The following is a 16,916-nucleotide window of genomic DNA, read 5'->3' on the forward strand; positions in this document are numbered from 1 at the left end:
GTGAATTTATGACAGAACAACTACAACCATCAGAAACTTCACCAAAATCACCTGAGCAGTCTAATAAAAAACACTGGGTACGCAAGGCGGTTTGTATCGGAAGTGCGGTCATTTTGGTGCCTGTTTTAGGTGTTGCTGGGGCACTTTCTTTCGATGCGGGGCAAAGAGGTTTAATTCAACTTGCCGATAAAATGCTCGATAGTTTTTTCGTTGAGCAAATTGAAGGCGGATTACAAAATGGCTTAGTGCTGAATAATGTTCGTTATCAAACCGCTGGGATTGATACTCATATTGCACAAGCACGTTTACAGCTTGATTTCGGTTGTTTGCTTTCACGTGAGGTTTGTTTACGTGATTTCACTTTAAATAAACCAACGATTGCGATTAATACAGCATCACTGCCTCCATCAACGCCTGATGATTCAAAGTCTGGCCCGATGAAACGCATTTCCTTGCCAATTGGTATTAATGCAGAAAATTTGGTAGTGCAAGATTTATCTGTAAATGTTGATCAGACTAATCTTACTCTCAGTCATTTTAAAAGTGCGGTAAGTTTAAATAATGAAAAAGGCTTAACTCTTGCGCCGACTGAAATTAACGATATTTCAGTTATTTCAAAAAAATTGCCTGAAGTTAAATCAGAGCCGCAAGCAGAACAACCGAATAAGCCTGTAGATTGGGATGCGATTGAGCAATCTTTAACACCTGCTTTTTTAGGCAATGTATCAGAAATAATTCTTCCTTTTGATTTACACATCCCCGCGATTAAAAGCAAAAACTGGCATTATCAAGCGGTGAATGAAAAAGGTGAAACACTTCAATCTATTGAAATCCCAAGCCTGATTGCACAGGCGGATACTGTCGATAACCAACTGCAATTACAAAAATTAGCGGTAGAAAGCTCGTTGGGTAATCTTTATTCACAGGGTAAATTACAACTTGATGGCGATATGCCACTAGATTTAACTTTAAAATCCCATTTGAAACCGTTGAAATCTGCTGGAAAAGAAATTCTGCCAGAGAGCGATGTGGATCTTACGCTTTCGGGATCATTGAAAAAATCCACCGTACTTTCTTTAAAAACAAAAGGCGTATTAGATGCTGAACTGAATGGCGAAGTGCAATTAGCACAAGACAAAATGCCCTTAAACCTCACATTAAATGTGGCAAAAGGACAATACGCTTTTGTAAACACAATGGCACCACTCAAAATTAATGATGTGACACTTAAGCTCACGGGGGATTTACTGAATTATCACGCTGAACTTAAGGGTGGCGTAGATGGAATGGATTATATTCCCGCATCTAAAGTGGACCTTAATGCCGACGGCAAACTTTATGAAGTAACCGTCAATAAATTTGGGATAGCTTCGTTAGATGGTAAAAGTGAATTTGTTGGGACTGCAAACTGGAAAGAGGGTACAAACTGGGATATACAAGCCGATTTAGAAAAAATGAATATCGGTTTTTATGTACCTGTCATGTCTGCAACACTATCTGGCAAATTACATTCGCGTGGTTTTGCAGGTTCTCAAGGCTGGCAAGTGGAACTGCCTGTAGCTGATTTAAATGGAACACTGTCTTCAAACCCCATCAGTTTAAAAGGCTCCGCAACACTTAATCAAAATGTACTTCTAACAGTACCTGATTTACAGGTTAGATATGGTGAAAATCATCTTAACGCAAGAGGTGTATTAGATGACCATTCTGATTTTGTATTAGATGTTGATGCACCGAATTTGCGTGGTTTATGGTCTGATTTAAGCGGCAATGTGAAAGGGCATGCGGCTATTTCTGGTCAGTTCACCAGTCCAAATCTTGATCTTGACTTAACCTCGTCTAATTTACACTTGCAAGGTTTCCAATTATCTAAAGCGAGCGCGAAAGGGAATATCAAAAGCGATCCTTTAGCTAAAGGACAATTCAATATTAAGGCAGAGCAACTTTATTATGGTGAAAGTGTTAAACTCCGTTTACTTGATCTCGCCTTATCTGGTGATGAACAAAATCATCTGTTAACGCTTAAATCCCAAGGTGAGCCTGTTGCCGCAAATTTACAAATTAACGGCCATTTTGACCGCACTTTGGAGCAGTGGAAAGGCACACTTTCCCAAGCAAAATTTGATACACCTATTGGTGATGTAAAATCTAACCAAGCTATTACGGTGTCTTACGATCACAAACAAACACAAACGAACATTGCCGCACATTGCTGGCAAAACACAGATGTAGAGTTATGTTTCCCACAAGCGTTCAATGCGGGCAAGCAAGGCAATATTCCTTTCCAATTTAAACGTGTTAATTTGGATTTAGTGAATAAACTTATCGAACAAGATAGCCTCAAAGGAAACTTGCAGGCACAAGGTAATGTCGCTTGGTTTACGGATAAACCATTCCAATTTAGCGCCAAAGTAGATGGCAATCACTTAGCTTTCTCTCAAAAATTGGATTACCGTACGTTTAAATTGGATATTCCAAAATTAACCCTTAACGCCGACATTCAAAATAACAATTTGGTTTTAAAAACAGACATTAATGTGCATAACCAAGGCAGAGTTGTTGGCGATATTCATTTAAATGACCTGGCTAAAAATCGTCAACTTGGCGGAACTCTTGCTATAGAACGACTAAACTTGTCGATCGCAAATCAACTACTTACTAGCGGTGAATCTGTGAATGGTGAGGTAGTCTCGAAGTTGAGTTTCGGTGGGAATTTAGAGAAACCATTATTAAATGGTGACTTCAATATTCGCAATATTCGTACCAAATTAAAATCTATGCCAGTCAATATTACTGATGGTGATATTGCCGTACGTTTCCACGGTAATAATTCCACTTTACAGGGAAAAATTGAAACTAGCGATAGTCGTTTAAATTTAACTGGCCGAGCAAACTGGGCGAATATTGAACATTGGACAACAGAATTAAATGCTCAGGCAAATAATTTCAACGCGGATATTCCTTCTATGGCGAAACTACGTTTCAGTCCAAATATCACGGTAAAAGCGAACCCGAAAGAATTGAATTTAAGCGGAACGGTGGATATTCCTTGGGCTCGAATTAGAATTGATAGATTACCAGACACAGCTGAGCCAGTGAGCGAAGATGAAGTTATTTTAAATGGCCCTCATAAGAGCAAAGAAGAACTGATTAAACGTGAATTTGCGGCAAAAACAAAATCAGGAATGGATATTCGTTCTGATTTACGCATCAATATTGGTAAAGACGTTAGCCTTGATGCCTATGGTTTGAAAACCAATCTTGATGGTTTACTTTCTGTGAAACAAGATAAAGGCAATTTAGGTTTATTTGGTCAGATTAATTTAACTAAAGGTCGCTATGCTTCTTTTGGACAGGATTTACTGATTCGTAAAGGGCTTATTAGCTTTTCAGGTCAAGCGACACAACCTACATTGAATATTGAGGCTATTCGTAATCCTGAAGCAATGGAAGACAGTAAAATTACTGCTGGAGTGAGAGTGATTGGAATAGCTGATAGCCCAGAAGTCACTATTTTCAGTGAACCAAGCAAACCACAAGATCAAGCACTTTCTTATTTGTTAACGGGTCGCTCATTAGAAAATAGTGGTGAGGCAGGTTCTAGTGGTTCCGTGGGAGCAGCGTTGCTTGGCCTAGGACTTTCAAAGAGCGGTAAATTAGTGGGAAGTATTGGCGAGGCTTTTGGTATCCAAGATTTAAACCTTGGCACATCGGGTGTGGGTGATAAATCCAAAGTGACCGTCAGCGGAAACCTCACCAACCGCTTACAAATAAAATATGGTGTAGGCTTATTTGATGGCTTGGCAGAGGTAACCTTACGTTACCGCTTAATGCCACAACTTTATTTTCAATCCGTTTCTAGTACAAACCAAGTGTTTGACTTACTTTATCAATTTGAATTTTAGGAATTTTATGAATCACCCTATTTTAGAACCCCAGCACCGCAGCGATGTACGTGAAATCGCGGCGATTGATCTCGGGTCAAACAGCTTCCACATGATTGTGGCACGTATTGTGAACGGCTCAATCCAAGTACTTTCTCGCTTAAAACAAAAAGTGAAACTCGCGGAAGGCTTAGATGAAAATGCGGTGCTTCATCAAGAGGCCATTACGCGTGGTGTAAATTGCTTAGCCTTATTTGCCGAACGTTTACAAGGATTTCCTGTTGAAAATGTCAATGTGGTTGGTACTTATACGTTACGAAGAGCGGTGAATAATGACGAATTTTTACGTCAAGCAGCCAAAGTTTTCCCCTATCCCATTAATATTATTAGTGGGCAAACTGAGGCTAAGACCATCTACGCAGGCGTATGCCATACGCAACCAGAGAAAGGTCGTAAGCTCGTTGTGGATATTGGTGGTGGCTCGACAGAAATGATCATCGGTGATGATTTCACGCCGCTTGTGGCTGAAAGCCGCCACATGGGGTGTGTGAGTTTTGCGACTCAATTTTTTACTGGAGGCGTCATTTCCCCAGAAAATTTCCAACGAGCGCGCCAAAGTGCGGTAAATAAAATCGAAGATTTAGGATTTGAATATCGCAAATTAGGTTGGCAATCTGTGCTCGGCTCATCGGGGACGATTAAAACTGTTGCGCAAGTCATTGCGACTAATCTTGATCCAAATGGAACCATTACAGCCGAGCGATTAAATGCTCTAATTGAACAAACACTACAAGCCAAGCATTTTACTGAGCTAAATATTAACGGTTTAAACCAAGATCGCGTAGATGTTTTTGTACCGGGTTTAGCGATTTTAAGTGCGGTGTTTGAAGTTTTTCATATTCAACAAATGCGCTATTCTGACGGTGCATTGCGCGAAGGCGTCATTTATAGCCTAGAAAAAAACTTCCAAGTTGCAGATATTCGAGCGCGCACTGCTTGGGGGTTAAGCGAGCAATTCAATATTGACCAAGCCCAAGCCCACCGAGTTGCGGATAGTGCTAATTTACTCAGTGCACAATATAAAGATTGGCAATCGACAGAATTTATTGAAGAAATGCGCGAAATCCTGCTTTGGGCTGCGCGCTTGCATGAAGTTGGTATTGTGATTAATCACAAAGGTTTACAAAAACATTCGGCGTATATCTTACAAAATATGGAATTACCTGGGTTTGATCGTGAACAGCAACGTTTGCTTACCGCGTTAGTGCGTTGGCATATTGGCACGCTTAAACCTGCTGAATTTTTTAAATTTGCACGTTATAGCGAACAGGATGTGATGGCTTTAATGCGATTACTTCGTCTTGCGGTTATTCTCAATAAATCCCGTCAAGCAACAGAAACAGCAAAAAATTTCACCCTTGAAATGCACCGCACTTTGAATGATTGGACATTGAATTTTGAAAGCGGATACTTAGACCGTAACCCGTTAATTTGGAATGAATTGCGAGCTGAAAGTAATCTTCTGAAAGAGTTTGAAAGCAGTTTAGTTTTTTATTAATTATCTTTCTGCTCAATATTTATGGGAGAAAAATTTAGGGCAAGCTAAATACTTGCCCTATTTTTATAATTTGACGGTCTGAAATAACGCTTTTATTTCATCCAATGATAATAATCTAAATGAGCCATTTGCTAATCCATTAATAGATAATGAGCCCATACTCACTCTCACTAATCGTAAAGTGGGGAAACCAATATGCGCAGTCATTCTCCGCACTTGGCGGTTGCGTCCTTCACTAATCTTAATTTCTAACCAGCTTGTAGGAATATTTTTTCGCTCTCGGATAGGTGGATTGCGTTCCCATAAATTTGGCTCTGAAATTAACCGCACTTGAGCGGGTTTTGTCATACCATCTTTGAGTTCTACACCTTTTCTGAGTTGTGCTAAATCGGTTTCTTCAGGGATGCCTTCGACTTGCACCCAATAGGTTTTTTCTGTTTTAAATTTGGGATCGGCCAAACGATGTTGTAATTCGCCATTATTAGTTAAAATCAGTAATCCTTCACTGTCTCTATCTAATCGACCTGCCGCATAAACATTTGGAATTGAGATAAAATCTTTTAAGGTAGCGCGCCCTTGTTCGTCGGTAAATTGCGTGAGCACATCAAAAGGTTTATTGAATAACACAACCTTGGTTTCATCCAACGACAGCGTTTTAGGTTTTGATTTAGGCTTAAAAGTGTGGTGAAAATTAACCGCACTTTTTCCTTTAGACGGCAATTTTCCTACCGAAAAATTTTTCTTCATTAACTTATGATTTCTATTTTGAAAAGCTTGCAACATCATAGCAAAACTTCAAGCTGTAGTAATGATGATTACTTGAGTTAATCTAAAAAACTAAAAAGGCTAAGCCAGTAAAACTGAGCTTAGCCCCCAACTAAATTTTTAGAATCGATATTAAATCGATCTTTTTAATGGAAAATTATTTACCATCCCAAGCTTGTACTGCATCTAAACGAGCTTTGATTTTGCCTTTGGTATCTTTTTTGAAGTAGCTATCAGCTAAGCCGCCTTCCCAACCACCGTAGTTTGCGTTAGGTAACATGATGAAAGTTTTACCAAATTTACCTTGGTTTTGATCAACGAATGCACGACGATCTGCGTTTAATTTGCCATATACGGTATCACCGAAGTCATCTAAGTTATCGCCTACATAAAGTACGATTTCATAGCCTTGTTTTTCAATTTCTGCAAAACGAGCTGCTTTAGCTGATTTATCTTTTTTCAAATAAAATGCAGATTCTTCCACGCCATTGAAACCTAAGCGTTTCATATCATCGATAGTGCCGGCTTTTTCAGAGCTATCTTTGCGGTTTGTTACGTAGAACATTTTACCTTTGTGGCTGTTTACGTAATTATTAAATTCTACCGCACCTGGAACGGCACGAGATTGACGCGCGTCTACCCAACGAGTCCAATCTTTACCATCGAATGGTTTGTTATTTTGAACTTGCCAGCCAGCATAAGGGCTGTTATCTAACATGGTTTCATCTAAATCAACCACAACCGCTTTTTTCTTACCTTTTGCTACTTTTGCGTGATCAAATGCTACTTTTGCCGCATTGTATGCTTGATAAGCTAATGCTTTATATTCGCCAGAATCTTGCATCCAGTTTAAGCCAAGAACAGCTTGTTGTTGTAATTGCATATTTGCATGTTCTTCTGACTTCATTTTGTGTACGCCACAGCCAGATAAAACAAGAGCAGAAAGTGCTGCAAGTGCGGTCATTTTTAAAGTTGTTTTCATGTTATATTCCTTTTAACTTTAGGGTTAGTAAAAACGAGGGAAAGTATAGCAAGCCTTTTTATTTTTTGGAGCGCTTTCTCGGTAATTCTATTAAATTTGTGATGCTCGTCACATTTTTAACACGAGATTTAGATGTAAAACTTACCGCACTTTCTTTTTTATCCTATCGCCTTTCCCCCCTTTTCACGGTAAACTAACCGCAATTTTATTCATCACCAACATTTTTATGCGACTTCTTATTCTCATTCTTTTTGCCGTATTAGCTTTGTTTCAATATGATTTATGGTTTGGCCGTAATGGTTTCTTTGATTACCGAGACACTGCCGCAAAGATTGTAGAAAACCAAGCGGAAAATGAAAAACTGTCTCAACGCAACCAGCGTATTAATGCGGAGATTCAAGGACTAACTAAAGGCTTTGAAGCTATTGAAGAACGTGCTCGAATGCAGCATGGCATGGTAAAAGAAAACGAAGTGTTTTATCACATTGTGAAAGAGAATAAATAATGGCTCGTTCAATTATTGCGGTATTGCCAGCAGCTGGTGTGGGCTCTCGAATGCAAGCAGATAAACCGAAACAATATTTAACGCTGCTCGGCAAAACACTGCTCGAACACACACTTGATGTTATGCTTTCTCATCCTGTCGTATCTAAAATTATTTTGGCGGTGAGCAAAGATGATCCTTATATTGCTAAGTTATCACTCGCCCCTAAAATTCAGTTAGTGGAGGGGGGCGCAACTCGAGCTGAATCCGTATTAAATGGTTTAAACGCAATTGAGGAAAAAAATGCGTGGGTGCTTGTTCATGATGCTGCTCGTCCTTGTTTACAACATGCCGACATTGATAAATTGCTAGCCATTGAAGATGAACATGGTGCTATTTTGGCAATTCCAGCGACGGATACGATTAAACGGGCGGATAATCAGCAATGTATTGTTAAAACAGAAGATCGTCGTCAACTTTGGCAAGCGATGACACCACAGTTTTTCCCAGTAGATATATTAAGAAATGCGCTTTCCACAGGGATTCAACAAGGTGCGAATATAACGGATGAAGCATCAGCAATGGAACTGGCAGGATTTCGACCGCACTTGGTGGCTGGGCGTAGTGATAATTTAAAAGTGACTCGTCCAGAAGATTTGGCACTAGCAGAATTTTATTTAACAAGGAATAAATTATGATCAGAATTGGACACGGTTTTGATGTTCATGCGTTTGGCGAAAATCGCCCATTAATTATCGGTGGTGTAGAAGTGCCTTATCATACAGGGTTTATTGCGCACTCTGATGGTGATGTGGCATTACATGCCTTAACCGATGCTATCTTGGGAGCCACGGCTCTAGGTGATATTGGAAAGCTTTTCCCTGATACGGATATGCAATATAAAAATGCGGATAGTCGTGGGTTATTGCGTGAAGCATTTCGTCAAGTGCAAGAAAAGGGATATAAAATTGGTAATGTCGATGTCACTATCATTGCACAAACACCTAAAATGCGCCCACATATTGATGCTATGCGTGCCAAAATAGCTGAAGACCTACAATGCGATATTGAGCAAGTCAATGTGAAAGCAACGACTACCGAAAAACTAGGCTTTACCGGACGACAAGAAGGAATTGCTTGTGAAGCCGTTGCCCTTTTAATCCGACAATAATTATTTATTCTTAAAAGTGCGGTGAAATTTTTAAAAGAATTTCACCGCATTTTTATTTTTGTGATCTAGATCACAGTTTTAACCTAGGAAAAGGCATACCATATTCTTGTACAGTGAGTTTGTAGCTGATAACACAGACTATAAATGAAAATATTTAGGCGCAAGAATGGATGTTTGTGCTATTTGGCATTGCGCTGTGCACTTTGCCTATTGGGTTTGGCGGGCTGTTGTCTGACATTCCCGATTATCCCTAATCAGTGAAATGGCAATGGTGATAATTCACCCTTGTTATTATAAGTGGCCATTGGTGAGAGGAAACGTCCATTTATGGACGAGGGAGCAATGGAGGGCTTCAGTTCGCCTTTTTGCTCACCAACCTTGTTGTTAGGTGCTATGTTGTTAGTTGATGTTGACTAATGGAATATGTACGTTTAACGCAGATATTCCATTAGTTAAGCTATTTAGCGTGCTTAATTTTCTAAAATTCAAAAATCTTGTCTTATTACTAATCAACCGTTCTTATTTATACGTTTAACCAAAACGTAACTGGGCCATCGTTTGTTAAACTCACTTGCATATCCGCTGCAAATTGCCCTGTTGAGACAGGTAATTTCTCACTGCACTTTTGGATAAAGTATTCATATAATTCATTAGCCAATGCTGGGGGGGCACCTTTTGAAAAGCTTGGACGCAAACCTTTTTGTGTATCCGCCGCTAATGTAAATTGAGAAACAATAAGTAATTCACCTTGTACTTGTTGAACATTTAAGTTCATTTTGTCATTTTCATCACTGAAAATTCGATAATTAAGCACTTTTTCAGCCAGTTTATCCGCTTTCTCTTGATTATCTTCTTTTTCTACACCAAGCAAAACCAGCAAACCTTTGCCAATTTGTCCTATTGTTTCACCATTTACATCAACTTTCGCTTGGGTGACACGCTGGATTAAGGCAATCATTTTAATCCCTCGATAAAGCTCGGTAACCATGCTTCAGCATAGCCTTCTTGATCATCCACGTTTAACACGTCAATTTTTAACGTCTCGCAAATTTTGACCGCGTTTTTTTCTTGAAGCGCTTGCTCCACTTTATCTGCGGCATAGCAAAAAGTATCATAATCAGAATTACCTAATCCAATGACAGCAAAACGAACATCTGAAAAATTGCTTTGACTTTTAGCTAATTCATCAAATAGAGGTTTTAAATTATCTGGCAATTCACCTGCGCCATGAGTTGAAGTCACAACAAGCCAAATTTTTTCATTTTCGATGTCAGATAAACTTGGTCCGTGAAAAAGAGCGGTGGAAAAACCTTGAGTTTCTAAAACATCGTTTAAATGTTCGGCAACATATTCTGCGCCACCTAAAGTGCTGCCAGAGAGAATGCAAATGTGCATTTGATTATCCTGTATTTATTTTTATTCCCTAACACAGGGAAAAGTAAAAGAATATTTTTGAAATGATTAAAATAAAAAGGCTTAGATTTTCTAAGCCTTTTATTACGATTAAACGTTATCAAATTTGCCAAGCAATGAACGAATATGTTCTTGCCAGTTGCGGTGTTCGTTTTTCAGTTGTTCGTTTTCAGTTTGTAAACTTTCGATATTTCTGTGAGATTCTGCGTTTTTCTCTTTTAATTCTTCAACTTCTAATTGAAGTAATTGGATAGTTTCTACCGCTTGTTTAATTTTTTCCTCAAGCTGGTTTAAAATTTCTAAAGACATAATGATTTCCTTTTAAATATGGGTAAGTTTGAGAGTATTTTACCCAGTAAATTTGCCTTTTTAAAGCGTTGGAGAAAAAATTATTATGCAAACGATTACGTGGTGATAAAATAAGGCCATTTTGCCATGATCTAGAAAAGTAAGCAGAAGGAGAATAATGATGAATCGCGCATTGGCTATTGAATTTTCACGTGTGACTGAGGCGGCTGCGTTAGCGGCTCATATGTGGCTTGGTCGAGGGGATAAAAATGCAGCTGACGATGCAGCAGTGAAAGCCATGCGTTACATGCTGAACTTAATTCATATGGATGCTGAAATCGTGATTGGTGAAGGGGAAATTGATGAGGCGCCAATGCTTTATATTGGTGAAAAAGTCGGTTCTGGCATGGGAGAATTGGTTTCTATCGCCGTTGATCCTATTGATGGCACGCGTATGACCGCAATGGGTCAGTCTAATGCTATTTCTGTCTTAGCTGCCGGCGGCAGAAATACCTTTTTAAAAGCACCAGATATGTATATGGAAAAATTGGTGGTTGGCCCCGATGTTAAAGGCATGATTGATTTAAATTTACCACTAGAACAAAATCTTCGCCGTGTCGCATCTAAGCTAGGAAAATCCCTTTCTGATCTCACCGTAATGGTATTGGCAAAACCACGCCATGATGCGGTAATTAAACAAATGCATAGCTTGGGCGTGAGAGTGATGGCGATCCCTGATGGTGATGTGGCAGGTTCCGTATTGTGCTGTTTGCCTGATGCCGAAGTCGATCTTCTTTACGGAATCGGTGGCGCACCAGAAGGTGTGGCAGCTGCAGCTGCAATTCGTGCATTAGGTGGCGATATGCAAGCTCGTTTACTTCCTCGTAACGAAGTAAAAGGTGATACGGAAGAAAATAAAAAAATTGCTGCGGATGAAATTCAGCGTTGTGAAGCATTAGGCGTAAAAATCAATGAAGTGTTAAAACTTGAAGATCTTGTGCGTGATGATAACCTAGTATTTACCGCAACAGGTATCACTAATGGCGATTTGCTTAAAGGTATCTCTCGAAAGGGCAATTTAGCCAGCACTGAAACAATTTTAATTCGTGGAAAATCTCGCACAATTCGTAAAATCCAATCCATCCATTATCTAGATCGTAAAGATTCTGAAATTTATAAGATTTTGAATATTTAGTTGGGACAAACAAAAGTGCGGTGAATTTTCACCGCACTTTTAAGAGGTATGTTTAGCAAGATACTACCAGCTATAATGATAAACCGCTTGAATTGCATAAGGTTTATCGAAGTTTTTACCGTCAGCACGGCTTACTTCTAACCCAAAACGATGATTTGCAAATCCAGCATTTAAACCGACCGCACTTTCAAAACGTCCACGGCTGCTTGCAACATCAAGTGCGCTGTTTGTGTAATGAATTTTGCTGCTACGGTTTTTGCTAGTAATCGCATTGACTTCTGCATAAGGTTGTAAATTCCAACCATTACTTAATGCAAAGCCTTTGGCTACACGTAAACCAATTCGAGAATACACAGAAGATAAGCTATCTTCATTCTCTTGTGATGAAATATGTGTCCACGCTAATTGTGCTTGCGGGGTAATTGTCCAATCATTCGAAAGGCTAAAGCGTTTGCCTAATTCACTCGAAATAGTATAAGCGTTGTAATGGCGTTTTTCAGTATGATCTGAGTTAGCGTGTAAACGGCTGTATTTCACGATGTTATCTACATAAATACCGTTATCTGCAAGGTAAGCTGCATATAAGCCCACGCTGTTGTTTCTTACTTTGCCATCACCGTAATGACCATTGAAATCAACGTTAGCTTGGCTACGACCAACAAATCCACCAACACGGAGATTATCTGTTACAGCAGCATCAGCGCCCACTTGTAAGCTATGTACGTTTTGTTTAAAGCCAGAAGTTTCACTCTCACCTGTCGAAAGTGCGGCTAATTTTTGTCGAGAATTCACATTACGAACCCATACATTACCTTTTTCACCGTTTTTCACTTCACCTAGACGTTGATGAATGCCACTTAAATCATTTTCCACTAAAAGCAATTGTGCTTGGCGAAGAGAAACTTGTGCATTCGCTAAGTCTGAGAGTAATGGTGTACTTGGTAGAACTGCAGGTGGTACTACTGGATTACTTGGCGTCACCACAGGCTTGCTTGGAGTCACCACAGGTTTACTTGGTGTAACGGGTGCAACAGGTGGAGTTGGGGTGACCGCATTTTTAGAATTCGCTAATACCCAATTATTTCCCTCTTTTGTTAGGAAATATTGGTAAGCCCCTAAATCTACACGATTATTCGGGTTAGTTAAGCTAAATGCCGCATTACCACCATTGGTTTCTACAAGTGTCACTTTTCCGTTAGCGACATTTGCACCTTGGTTAGTTACCCCAATTTTATGATTACCTTCAGCAGTACCTTGAACAACGATTTTATCGCTTTTGTTTTCAGCAATATTCGTGTTTAGATTGAATGTGCCAGAGCCAGTGAGGTTACCCGTGATAGTTAATGTCGTATAAGGAGCATTTGTATTAGTTAAAGAAACCGCAGAGTTATTTAAATGCAAGTCTGTTACTTCTGAATTATCCACTAAATCCCATGTAGTATTGTTAGTTAGATTTAATGTAACAGGCGTTTTATTTGTACCGTCATATTGCTTTACTGCACCATTTAACTGTGAGTTATCTGCATTTAACACAAATCTAGGTGAGTTAGTTTTCTCTCCTTCAGATAAGTCCGTATCAGCTAGATCGGGCATGTTTAATCCAACCAATACTTTTGCATCAGGGATTTTAGTATTTTTTAGATTAACTGTTGTTGAGCTGTAATTATTTGTTTCATCTCGAGAATCTTGTTTATTAGTAAAAATAACAACATCTCCAGTGTTATTTTCAATGTTGGAATTTGTAATGTTGGTCACGCCACCATCAAGTACAAAACCTAAACCTTTACTTTGACCTTTCGCTTCAATTGTGAGCAGGCTGTTTTCAATATTTAATGTAGAATTCTCTGATGCGTATGCAATAGTAGCTGATTTATCGGTACCAGCTGGCTGTAGCGCGATATTTAAATTTTTGATATGTAATGTTGAGTTTTCGGCATCTACAGCAGTGCTGTTATCTCCCCCTAGAAAAATAGAGGAGTTGATAATATTTGCTGTAGATTTACCATATACTTGGTATCCCGTGCTATCTTTAGCTGAGCTGACAATATGAACAGCATCAATATCAATAGTGGTATTACCTTGAAGATTAAATGCTGAATTTCCTAAAACAGGCTCTCCATCAGCATCAACTGTAGAAAGTCCCTCAAATAAATTGATATTTCCGAAGTGAAATTTAAGATTTGCATCTCTCAATTCAAAAACAGAACTTTCAGGAAAAGCCTTCGATAATGTGAAAGTGCTATTAGGTTTGATTTCTAATGAACTAGGCCCATTAGAAAATTGAGGATCGAGGAAAATTAATGATTCTGTTGGATAATCCTTATTGTCTAGACCATTTTTCATTCTAAAAGATACATGGGCTAGATTATTTTTATTTGTTAAATCATAGCCATAATCTGAATAAAAATTCATATTTTTTACTTCAGAGTCAGTTCTTTCCGGATTTTTATATACGGTACCTTCATATAGTTTATAATTAATGGCCCATGCCGAATTAACTAATCCTAACGCCATAGCCACCAAACTCACTTTAAAAGTGCGGTTAAAAATTTTATTATTTTTCATATGAATTCCTTTGGATTATAAAAAAAGCCAACTTATTGAATAAGTTGGCTTGAATTTTACCGATTTAATAATTAACCTGCAACTGCGATACGTTTCATATCTGTCATGTAGCCACGTAACTCTTGACCGATTAATTCAACCGGGTGGTTACGGATTGCATCGTTTACATCGCGTAAAGTAATGTTGTCGATAGCGACTGCTGGTGTTGGTTCACCTAAATCACCTTTTTGTAAGGTTGGGATGATTTCTTTAGCAAGAATAGGGGTCGCTACGTTAGAGAATAAGTAGTTACCGTATTCTGCAGTATCAGAAATAACTACGTTCATTTCGTATAAACGTTTACGCGCGATGGTGTTAGCGATTAACGGTAATTCGTGAAGTGATTCATAGTAAGCTGATTCTTCATAGATACCGCTTGCCACCATTGCATCAAAGGCTAATTCAACACCTGCTTTCACCATCGCTACCATTAATACACCGTTATCAAAGTATTCTTGTTCAGAGATTTTGATGCCGTCTGCTTTTGGTGCATTTTCAAAGGCAGTTTTGCCAGTTGCTTCACGCCATGCGAATAAATCTTTGTCGCCATTTGCCCAGTCAGCCATCATAGTTGCTGAGAAGTGACCGCTGATGATGTCATCCATGTGTTTGTAATATAAGAAACCAAGGCTTTCTTTGATTTGTTCCGCAAGTTCAAATGCACGTAATTTTGCGCTGTTTGATAAGCGATCCATCATTAATGTGATACCGCCTTGTTTTAAGGCTTCGGTAATAGTTTCCCAACCGTATTGGATCAATTTACCCGCGTATGCTGGATCTTTACCATCAGCAACAAGTTTGTCATAACATACGATTGAACCTGCTTGTAACATACCGCAAAGAATGGTTTGTTCACCCATTAAGTCAGATTTTACTTCTGCGACGAATGAAGATTCTAATACGCCCGCACGGTCACCACCAGTTGCTGCAGCCCATGCTTTCGCAATTGCCATACCTTCACCACGAGGGTCATTTGCCGGGTGAACCGCGATTAATGTTGGCACACCGAAACCACGTTTGTATTCTTCACGAACTTCAGTACCTGGACATTTTGGTGCAGTCATGACAACAGTGATGTCTTCACGGATTTGCTCACCTACTTCAACAATGTTGAAACCGTGTGAGTAACCGAATGCAGAATCTTTTTTCATTAATGGCATCACATCAGCCACCACTTTAGAATGTTGTTTGTCCGGTGTTAAGTTGATCACTAAGTCTGCGGTTGGAATTAATTCTTGATAAGTGCCCACTTTAAAACCATTTTCAGTCGCACGTTGGAATGAAACACGTTTTTCTGCAATCGCTTCTGGACGTAATGCATAAGAAATATCTAAGCCGGAGTCACGCATATTTAAACCTTGGTTTAAACCTTGTGCACCACAGCCGACGATAACGATTTTTTTGCCTTTTAAGTAGTTGCAACCATCAGCAAATTCGCTGCGATCCATAAAACGACAACGACCTAATTGATCTAATTTTTCGCGTAAATTTAATGTGTTGAAATAGTTAGCCATTTTTCATCCTTAATATGATGTTGATTAATGTGTATGAGGTTGTGTTTGAATATAGTTTTTTGTTGTGAAGTGGATTATAAGGTTTTTAGTTGTTGCGTAAAGTGATATTATTGACACTTAGTGTTGCAATTTTTGCAACGTTATTTGCTTTTAACGATACATATGAACTTTCAAGACCTCCAAATATTTCTTCATCTTGCTGATACACAAAATTTTGCTAAAACCGCTACGCAAAATCATATGTCGCCGTCTACGCTTTCACGCCAAATTCAACGCATGGAAGAAGAATTAGAACAACCTTTATTTATTCGTGATAATCGCCAAGTGCGCTTAACCGAACAAGGCGAGAAATTTCTGCAATTTGCGAAAACAGAATGGCAAAACTGGCAAGAGTTTAAGCGTCAACTGCGAGATAATTCAGCGGAATTAAGTGGAGAGTTACGCTTATTTTGTTCAGTAACGGCTTCATATAGTCATTTGCCACAGGTATTAGCCAAATTTCGTTCTCGTTATCCAAAGGTTGAAATTCAATTGACGACTGGTGACCCAGCCTCTGCAGTGCAATTTATTCAATCAGAACAAGTAGATCTCGCTTTGGCGGGGAAACCAAATAATCTGCCGGCTGGGTTGGAGTTTTATAAAATTGATGATATTTCCCTTTCATTAATTGCGCCTCGCGTGGCTTGTTTGGCGACACAATTATTACAGGAAGAACCGATCAATTGGCAGCAAATGCCTTTTATCTTACCGTTAGATGGAATGGCGCGGCAGCGTATTGAACAATGGTTACGTAGCAAACACATTAAACATCCGAAAATCTATGCCACCGTAGCAGGACACGAAGGGATCGTGCCGATGGTAGCGCTCGGTTTTGGATTGGCTATGCTACCCGATGCAGTAATTGATAATAGTCCAATGGCAAAAGAAGTTTCCCGTTTAAATTTGGATAATCCGGTAGAAGCATTTGATTTGGGCGTTTGTGTGCAAAAAAGAAATTTGGCAAACCCCTTAATTCGTGCATTTTGGGAGATGTTAGACTAGAATAATAAGTAGAATTA

At 39.1% G+C, this 16,916-nt stretch carries 14 protein-coding genes; 7 read left to right on the plus strand and 7 right to left on the minus strand.

From position 1 onward, the window contains the following. The first annotated feature begins 8 nt into the window (after positions 1 to 8). Positions 9 to 3,905, plus strand: coding sequence for an autotransporter assembly complex protein TamB (gene tamB / locus AC6H22_RS08245; protein WP_497515614.1), 3,897 nt, complete (start codon positions 9 to 11; stop codon positions 3,903 to 3,905). Between the two features lie 7 nt (positions 3,906 to 3,912). After that, entirely contained in the window at positions 3,913 to 5,442 is a 1,530-nt protein-coding gene (gene ppx, locus AC6H22_RS08250) for an exopolyphosphatase (RefSeq protein ID WP_118817370.1), read from the plus strand. A 63-nt stretch (positions 5,443 to 5,505) separates the two neighbouring features. Here ppx and AC6H22_RS08255 read toward each other — a convergent pair whose 3' ends face one another. Together AC6H22_RS08255 and hel are read right to left on the minus strand one after the other, a co-directional pair. Continuing rightward, a complete protein-coding gene (locus AC6H22_RS08255) occupies positions 5,506 to 6,189 on the minus strand; it encodes an rRNA large subunit pseudouridine synthase E (RefSeq protein WP_192885342.1) in 684 nt (227 codons plus the stop codon). 175 nt (positions 6,190 to 6,364) lie between these two features. Continuing rightward, complete coding sequence (gene hel, locus AC6H22_RS08260) at positions 6,365 to 7,189, minus strand: lipoprotein e(P4) (RefSeq protein WP_005633143.1); 825 nt, start codon at positions 7,187 to 7,189, stop codon at positions 6,365 to 6,367. A 226-nt stretch (positions 7,190 to 7,415) separates the two neighbouring features. On the opposite strand from hel, the gene ftsB reads away from it, so the two are divergent. Genes ftsB through ispF form a run of 3 tightly spaced genes read left to right on the plus strand, consistent with a single transcriptional unit; the run spans position 7,416 to position 8,844 of the window. Beyond that, entirely contained in the window at positions 7,416 to 7,694 is a 279-nt protein-coding gene (gene ftsB, locus AC6H22_RS08265; RefSeq protein WP_005627159.1) for a cell division protein FtsB, read from the plus strand. Next, positions 7,694 to 8,371, plus strand: a complete 678-nt coding sequence (ispD, locus tag AC6H22_RS08270) for a 2-C-methyl-D-erythritol 4-phosphate cytidylyltransferase (RefSeq protein WP_118817368.1) — start codon at positions 7,694 to 7,696, stop codon at positions 8,369 to 8,371. The genes ftsB and ispD overlap by 1 nt, the downstream gene beginning before the upstream one ends. Next, positions 8,368 to 8,844: a 2-C-methyl-D-erythritol 2,4-cyclodiphosphate synthase gene (gene ispF, locus AC6H22_RS08275; protein WP_118817367.1), complete on the plus strand. Its 477-nt coding sequence runs from the start codon at positions 8,368 to 8,370 to the stop codon at positions 8,842 to 8,844. The genes ispD and ispF overlap by 4 nt, the downstream gene beginning before the upstream one ends. A gap of 523 nt (positions 8,845 to 9,367) precedes the next feature. Here ispF and dtd read toward each other — a convergent pair. The 3 genes from dtd to AC6H22_RS08290 form a co-directional block, all read right to left on the minus strand. Continuing rightward, the gene (gene dtd, locus AC6H22_RS08280; RefSeq protein ID WP_118817366.1) at positions 9,368 to 9,802 is read right to left on the minus strand and encodes a D-aminoacyl-tRNA deacylase; all 435 of its coding nucleotides are present in this window, start codon (positions 9,800 to 9,802) and stop codon (positions 9,368 to 9,370) included. Next, entirely contained in the window at positions 9,799 to 10,239 is a 441-nt protein-coding gene (gene mioC, locus AC6H22_RS08285) for an FMN-binding protein MioC (protein WP_118817365.1), read from the minus strand. The genes dtd and mioC overlap by 4 nt, the downstream gene beginning before the upstream one ends. Positions 10,240 to 10,347: 108 nt before the next feature. After that, positions 10,348 to 10,566, minus strand: coding sequence for a cell division protein ZapB (locus tag AC6H22_RS08290; protein ID WP_005629924.1), 219 nt, complete (start codon positions 10,564 to 10,566; stop codon positions 10,348 to 10,350). Positions 10,567 to 10,726: 160 nt separating this feature from the next. Here AC6H22_RS08290 and glpX point away from each other — a divergent pair, with 160 nt between their 5' ends. Next, positions 10,727 to 11,740, plus strand: coding sequence for a class II fructose-bisphosphatase (gene glpX, locus AC6H22_RS08295; protein WP_118817364.1), 1,014 nt, complete (start codon positions 10,727 to 10,729; stop codon positions 11,738 to 11,740). Positions 11,741 to 11,803: 63 nt separating this feature from the next. Here the strand turns inward: glpX and AC6H22_RS08300 are convergent, their stop codons facing one another. Then, positions 11,804 to 14,305, minus strand: coding sequence for an autotransporter outer membrane beta-barrel domain-containing protein (locus tag AC6H22_RS08300; RefSeq protein ID WP_497515615.1), 2,502 nt, complete (start codon positions 14,303 to 14,305; stop codon positions 11,804 to 11,806). Between the two features lie 71 nt (positions 14,306 to 14,376). After that, positions 14,377 to 15,858, minus strand: a complete 1,482-nt coding sequence (gene ilvC, locus AC6H22_RS08305; RefSeq protein ID WP_118817362.1) for a ketol-acid reductoisomerase — start codon at positions 15,856 to 15,858, stop codon at positions 14,377 to 14,379. A 162-nt stretch (positions 15,859 to 16,020) separates the two neighbouring features. On the opposite strand from ilvC, the gene ilvY reads away from it, so the two are divergent. Next, complete coding sequence (ilvY, locus tag AC6H22_RS08310) at positions 16,021 to 16,899, plus strand: HTH-type transcriptional activator IlvY (RefSeq protein WP_497515616.1); 879 nt, start codon at positions 16,021 to 16,023, stop codon at positions 16,897 to 16,899. The last annotated feature ends 17 nt before the right edge of the window (positions 16,900 to 16,916 follow it).

It is taken from the genome of Haemophilus sp. THUN1690, assembly GCF_059704375.1.